Genomic DNA, 6,287 nt, shown 5'->3' on the forward strand with positions numbered 1-6,287 from the left:
ACGGCCCCGCTCGCCGAATCTTGCACCGTCACATCCCACCTGTCCCGGCTTGTGCTTTCGCCAGCGCCTCAAGCTGTTTGGTGGTCAGCTTGCGCGACGCGCCCCTGGAGAAGTACCGCTCCAGGTAGAACTGACCGACCATCAGCACGCTCGTCACCGCCAGGTACCAGGTGGCGGCCACCATGAGCATCGGCACCGGTTCGAAGATCCGGCCGCCGATGTCGCGGACCGCGATGCCGTACAGGTCATACGAATACGGCACCGCCGTCACCAGCGAGGTGGTCTTGAGCATGCTGATGATCTCGTTGCCGGTCGGCGGGATGATCACCCGCATGGCTTGCGGCAACACCGTGCGCCGCATGGTCATCCCCCACGACATGCCCAATGCCGTCGACGCCTCGGACTGCCCTTCGGGCACCGAGGAGATGCCGGCGCGGATGATCTCGGCCATGTAGGCACCCTCGTTGAGGCCCAGGCCGATGACCGCGAGCAGAAACGGGATCGACAAGGCCTGCAGGTTGAACGTGAAGAACGTCGGGCCGAACGGGATCCCCAACTGCAGGTTCTTGTAGATGGTCGGGAACAGGCCCCAGAACACCAACTGCACGTATACCGGGGTGCCGCGGAAGATCCACAGGAACACCCACGACACGGACCGGAACACCGGGTTGGGCGAGAGCCGCATCACGGCCAGCACGATGCCGAGCAGGATCGCCAGCACCATCGAATAGATGGTGAGCTGCAAGGTGTTCCACGCACCCTCCAGCAGCCGCTGATCGAACAGGTACTTGCGGTACACCGACCAGCGGTAGGCGTCGTTGGTGGCAGCGCCGTAGAGGAACAGCGCGGTCGCCACCATGATCAGCGCGGCCCCCACCCACCGCCACGGGTGGCGCAGGGGTACCGCGTCGATCGGTGGTGGAGCTTGGGAAACTTCGGTATCGCTCAGTTGATCGCTCCGTTGATCACCGGCTTGTCGATCATCCCGGACTCGACGCCCCAGTTGGTTGCGATCTGCTTGTAGGTGCCGTTGTCGATCAGGTGCTGCAGCGCCTGCACCAGCGACTGCGCCAGCGGCGACCCCTTCTTCACCGGCCAACCGTAGGGCGCGGATTCGAACGTCTCCCCCGCGGTTTCCAGCTTGCCGTTGCTCTGCTTGATGGCGTACAGCGTCACCGGGGAGTCGGCCGACATGGCATCGGCCTGACCCAGCACCACCGCGTTGGTGGCCGCGTCCTGGCTGTCGAACTTCAGGATGTCGATGGCCGGCTTACCGGCGTCGGTGCACGCCTTGCTCTTGGCGGGCAGCTCATCGGTCTCCTCGGTGGTGGTGGCCTGAACGGCCACCTTCTTGCCGCAGGCATTGTTCGGGTCGATCGAACCGCCCTTGGGCTGGGCCCACTGGATACCGGCGGAGAAGTACGTCACGAAATCGACGGACTGTTCCCGCTCTTTGGTGTCGGTGAACGAGGACATCCCGATGTTGAAGGTGTCCCCCTGGACCGACGGGATGATCTTGGCGAAATCGGACTCCCGGAACTCGGCCTTGAGACCGAGCGTGGCGGCGACCGCGTTGACCAGGTCGACGTCGAAGCCGACGATCTTGCCGCTCTCGTCCTTGAACTCGTTAGGGGCGTAGGGAATGTTCACGCCGACGACGAGCTTGCCGGAGGACTTGATGGCCTCGGGGACGGTGTTGGCGATGGCCTCGACCTTCTCGGCCGAGGCGGCCGTCGTCGTGGTGGACGGCGCGGCGCTGTCCTCGTTCTTGGCGCAGCCCGACAGGGCCAGCGCACCGGTTGCCGCGAACACCGCCGCGACCCGCCAGACCGCGATCCGACGGCTCTTGCATCCAACTGCCACAGTTCCTCTTTCCTCGTCGGGCTCGTGCGCCACAGACATCTTCTACTTGCCTCAACCCGAAGACGTTAACCACAGTGACCCCAGCGCGCAGTGCCGGTAACGGAAGATTAACGACCTTCCGATCTTGGTGTGCAGTAATCGTCCACCGGTTATTGACGCTGTGGGAGACTGCGCCTATGACTACAGTCGCTCCCCCCAGTCTGCTGCCTCACCTGTGGAAATCCACGCTCGTGTCAGGTGTTCTCGCGGTGGCGCTCGGCGCCGCGGTGCTTGCCTGGCCGGGGATCTCCGTCGTGGTGGCGGCCAGTTTTTTCGGGGCCTACCTGCTGATCACCGGTATCGCCCAAGTCGTCTTCGCGTTCAGCCTGCACGTGTCGGCCGGCGGCCGGGTGCTGCTGTTCATCAGCGGTGCCGCATCGGTCATCCTGGCGGTGCTGTCGTTCCGGCATCTGTATGACGCGGTGCTGCTGCTGGCCATCTGGATCGGCGTGGGATTCATCTTCCGTGGGGTGGCCACTGCGGTATCGGCCATCAGCGATCCGACGCTGCCCGCCAGGGGCTGGAACATCTTCGTCGGCGTGATCAGCTTGATCGCCGGGATCGTGGTGCTCGCCTCGCCGTTCGCGTCGATCGCGACGCTGGCCCTGGTGACCGGCATCTGGCTCGTGGTCATCGGCCTGATGGAAATCGCCACCGCATTCGGCATCCGGTCGGCGTCCAAGAAGTTGACCGACGGCGGCCCGAGCCCAGAGCCGCAACCGACGTTATGAGTTGCCTGCGCCACGTTTCTGGGCAGGCGGGCCACATCTCTACTACAGTTTGTCGTAGATCTACAGAGCCGTAGACGTACCCGCAGCCCGGGAGTTGGTGCACATGGACGCGCTGGACGTGTCACGGTGGCAATTCGGCATCACCACCGTTTATCACTTCATCTTCGTACCGCTCACGATCGGGCTCGCCCCCCTCATCGCGGTGATGCAGACCGTGTGGGTGGTCACCGGCAATACCGCGTGGTACCGCCTCACCCGGTTCTTCGGCAAGCTGTTCCTGATCAACTTCGCCATCGGCGTGGCCACCGGTATCGTCCAGGAGTTCCAGTTCGGGATGAACTGGAGCGAATACTCCCGGTTCGTCGGCGACGTGTTCGGCGCGCCCCTGGCCATGGAGGGCCTGGTCGCCTTCTTCTTCGAGTCGACCTTCCTGGGACTGTGGATCTTCGGCTGGACCCGGCTGCCGCGCCTGGTGCACCTGGCCTGCATCTGGATCGTGGCGCTGGCCGTCAACGCGTCGGCATTTTTCATCATCGCCGCCAACTCGTTCATGCAGCACCCCGTCGGCGCCCACTACAACCCGGAGACCGGCCGCGCCGAATTGACCAGCATCGGCGAGCTGTTCACCAACAACACCGCGTGGGCGGCGTTCCCGCACGCGGTGACCGGCTCCTTCCTGGTCGCCGGCACCTTCGTCGCCGGGGTGTGCGCCTGGTGGATGGTGCGCCGGCCCGACAGCGAAGAGGCCCGCACCATGCACCGCCCGGCGACCATTCTCGGCTGCGCGGTCGCCTTCGTCGCCGCGGCCGGCCTGTTCCTCACCGGGGACGCGCAGGGCAAGCTGATGTTCCAGCAACAGCCGATGAAGATGGCGTCGGCGGAATCGTTGTGCCACACCGAGACAGACCCGATGTTCTCGGTCCTGACGGTCGGCACGCACAACAACTGCGACAGCGTCACCCACCTGATCGAAGTGCCCTATGTGCTGCCGTTCCTGGCCGAGGGTAAGTTCACCGGCGTCGAACTGCAGGGCGTCAAGGATCTGCAGGCGTCCTATCAAGAGAAGTTCGGGCCCGGCGACTACCGGCCGAACCTGTTCGTCACTTACTGGTCCTTCCGGGCGATGATCGGATTCATGGCGCTGCCAATGCTTTTCGCGATGACGGCGCTCTGGCTGACCAGGGGCGGCCGGATACCGCAGCAACGCTGGTTCGGGTGGTTTGCACTCATCACGCTGCCCACCCCGTTCCTGGCCAACAGCGCCGGCTGGGTGTTCACCGAGATGGGGCGCCAGCCGTGGGTGGTGGCGCCCAACCCAACCGGCGATCAGATGGTGCGGCTCACCGTGCAACAGGGTGTGTCACACAACTCGGCAGCCACGGTGTGGCTTTCCCTGATCGTGTTCACCGCGCTCTACGCGGTGCTGGCGGTGATCTGGTTCTGGCTGATCCGGCGCTACGTCGTCGAAGGCCCGCTGGAGCACGACACCGAACCCGTCCCCCCGACCCCACCCGGCGAGGACGAAGTCGCGCCGCTGTCGTTCGCCTACTAGGAGGCGTGCCATGGACTTGCAGACGTTCTGGTTCATCATCCTGGCCGTACTGTTCCTCGGCTTCCTGGTGCTGGAGGGTTTCGACTTCGGCGTGGGCATGCTGATGGCGGTGTTCGGACGCGCGGCGGGAAGTGAAACCGGCAGTGCCGAGAAGCATCGCCGGGCGGTGCTCAACACGATCGGGCCCGTGTGGGACGGCAACGAGGTGTGGCTGATCACCGCAGGCGGCGCGATGTTCGCGGCCTTCCCCGGCATGTACGCCACCATGTTCTCCGGCCTCTACCTGCCCCTGCTGGCGATTCTGGTGTCGATGATCATGCGGATCTGCGCCATCGAATGGCGCGGCAAGATCAACGATCCGAACTGGCGCCGCTGGGCCGACATCGGTATCGCCGTGGGCTCCTGGGTGCCCGCCGTGCTGTGGGGGGTCGCCTTCGCGATGCTGCTGCACGGACTGCCGGTCGACGCCGACCACCAGATCCAGCTGTCGATCACCGACGTGTTGAACCCCTATGCCCTGCTGGGCGGGCTGGCCACCTGCGGGCTGTTCCTGTTCCACGGCGCGGTGTTCGTGGCCCTGAAAACCGAAGGCGCCGTGCGCGAAGACGCGGTCAGGTTCAGCGTTCGGTTGGCCATGCCGGTGACCGTCGTGGTCGCCGCGTTCGGCCTGTGGACCCAGCTGGCGCACGGCAAGGACTGGACATGGCTGGTCCTGGGCGTAGCCGTGGTGGCCCAGCTGGGCGCGGTGATGCTGGTGTGGAGCCGCGGCGGCGACGGCTGGGCCTTCGCGGCCACCGCGACGGTCATCGCGGCGGTCGTGGTCCTGCTGTTCGGCTGCCTGTACCCGAATCTGATTCCGTCCACCCTGAATCCGTCCTGGAGCCTGAACATCCACAACGCCTCGTCCACCGGCTACACCCTGACCATCATGAGCTGGGCGGCGGTCCTGGTGACACCGCTGGTCATCGCGTATCAGGCATGGACGTATTGGGTGTTCCGGCAACGCATCTCGGCCGAGCGGATACCCGACCCCGCGGGGCTCTCACCGCGGCTGCCGTGATACCCGCGCTGTCCCCCGCCATGCGGCGTTACCTCGCCGCAGCGGTGGCGGGCGGGGCGTTGATCAGCGCGGCGACGGTGGCCTCGGCCTGGGTGCTGGCCCACATCGTCGCCGGCGTCATCACCGACCCCGCGTCGCGCAGCATCTCCCACTGGGCCGGGCACCTGTGGATCCTGTTGGCCCTGTGGACCATTCGCGCCGCGGCGTCGTGGCTCCAGGCCCGCCTGAGCCAGCGCGCCGCCACCGCGGTGATCGGCGAGCTCAGCGCCGGAGTGCTGCGCGCGGTCACCCAGCGAAGCCCGCACGAGCTCGTCGCGGTCCGTGCCGAATCCGCGGTGATCCTCACCCGCGGGCTGGACGGGTTGCGGCCGTACTTCACCGGCTACCTGCCCGCGGTCGCGCTGGCAGGCATCCTGACGCCGCTGACCGTGGTGGTGATCGCCGCGACCGATCTGCAAGCCGCGCTGATCGTTTCGGTCGCGCTGCCGCTCATCCCGTTGTTCATGATCCTGATCGGGCGGCTCACCGCCGATCGGTCGGCCGCAGCGCTGGCGGCCATGACCACGCTGCAGTCCCGCTTGCTCGACCTGGTCGCCGGGATCCCGACCTTGCGGGCCCTGGGCCGGGCCGGCGGGCCCGCGCACCGCATCGCCGAACTGGCGGCCGCGCATCGCCGCTCGGCGATGGCCACCCTGCGGATCGCCTTCCTGTCGGCCGCCGTCCTGGAGCTGCTGGCCACCCTCGGCGTCGCGCTGGTGGCGGTGAGCGTCGGATTGCGCCTGGTGTTCGGTGAGATGACATTGGCCGCCGGGCTGACCGCACTGCTGCTGGCGCCCGAGGTGTTCTGGCCGTTGCGCCGGGTCGGCGTCCAGTTCCACGCCGCACAAGACGGTAAGACGGCCGCCGACGCCGCGCGTCGGTTGCAGGAGACGGTGCCGGTGCGCAAGCTCGGGGCGAGCGAAGCGACGGGGGTTGATCTCGGGGCGAGCGAAGCGACGGGGGTTGATCTCGGGGCGAGCGAAGCGACGGGGGTTGATCTCGG

The 6,287-nt window shown here is 66.5% G+C and carries 6 protein-coding genes; 4 read left to right on the top strand and 2 right to left on the bottom strand.

From position 1 onward, the window contains the following. Positions 1 to 28: 28 nt before the first annotated feature. The gene (locus tag SBI67_RS27535) at positions 29 to 859 is read right to left on the bottom strand and encodes an amino acid ABC transporter permease (RefSeq protein ID WP_318983625.1); all 831 of its coding nucleotides are present in this window, start codon (positions 857 to 859) and stop codon (positions 29 to 31) included. A gap of 86 nt (positions 860 to 945) precedes the next feature. Next, positions 946 to 1,863 (bottom strand): ABC transporter substrate-binding protein, encoded by a 918-nt coding sequence (locus tag SBI67_RS27540; RefSeq protein WP_266048299.1) that lies wholly within the window; start codon positions 1,861 to 1,863, stop codon positions 946 to 948. 158 nt (positions 1,864 to 2,021) lie between these two features. On the opposite strand from SBI67_RS27540, the gene SBI67_RS27545 reads away from it, so the two are divergent. The 4 genes from SBI67_RS27545 to SBI67_RS27560 all read left to right on the top strand — a co-directional run. After that, the gene (locus SBI67_RS27545; protein WP_413232579.1) at positions 2,022 to 2,633 is read left to right on the top strand and encodes an HdeD family acid-resistance protein; all 612 of its coding nucleotides are present in this window, start codon (positions 2,022 to 2,024) and stop codon (positions 2,631 to 2,633) included. A gap of 103 nt (positions 2,634 to 2,736) precedes the next feature. Continuing rightward, positions 2,737 to 4,185, top strand: a complete 1,449-nt coding sequence (locus tag SBI67_RS27550; protein WP_318983612.1) for a cytochrome ubiquinol oxidase subunit I — start codon at positions 2,737 to 2,739, stop codon at positions 4,183 to 4,185. A gap of 10 nt (positions 4,186 to 4,195) precedes the next feature. Further along, positions 4,196 to 5,245 (top strand): cytochrome d ubiquinol oxidase subunit II, encoded by a 1,050-nt coding sequence (cydB, locus tag SBI67_RS27555; RefSeq protein ID WP_318983613.1) that lies wholly within the window; start codon positions 4,196 to 4,198, stop codon positions 5,243 to 5,245. 20 nt (positions 5,246 to 5,265) lie between these two features. After that, positions 5,266 to 6,287, top strand: a 1,022-nt coding sequence (locus SBI67_RS27560; RefSeq protein WP_318983614.1) for an ABC transporter transmembrane domain-containing protein, incomplete at its 3' end; no start/stop codon positions are given.

This window comes from Mycolicibacterium chengduense, from assembly GCF_033741155.1.
Classification (GTDB): domain Bacteria; phylum Actinomycetota; class Actinomycetes; order Mycobacteriales; family Mycobacteriaceae; genus Mycobacterium.

Excerpts from the sequence above, each read along its gene's own strand:
- SBI67_RS27535 (WP_318983625.1), bottom strand. The coding sequence starts at position 859 with ATGGTGGCGACCGCGCTGTTCCTCTACGGCGCTGCCACCAACGACGCC.
- SBI67_RS27550 (WP_318983612.1), top strand. The coding sequence starts at position 2,737 with ATGGACGCGCTGGACGTGTCACGGTGGCAATTCGGCATCACCACCGTT.
- cydB (WP_318983613.1), top strand. The coding sequence starts at position 4,196 with ATGGACTTGCAGACGTTCTGGTTCATCATCCTGGCCGTACTGTTCCTC.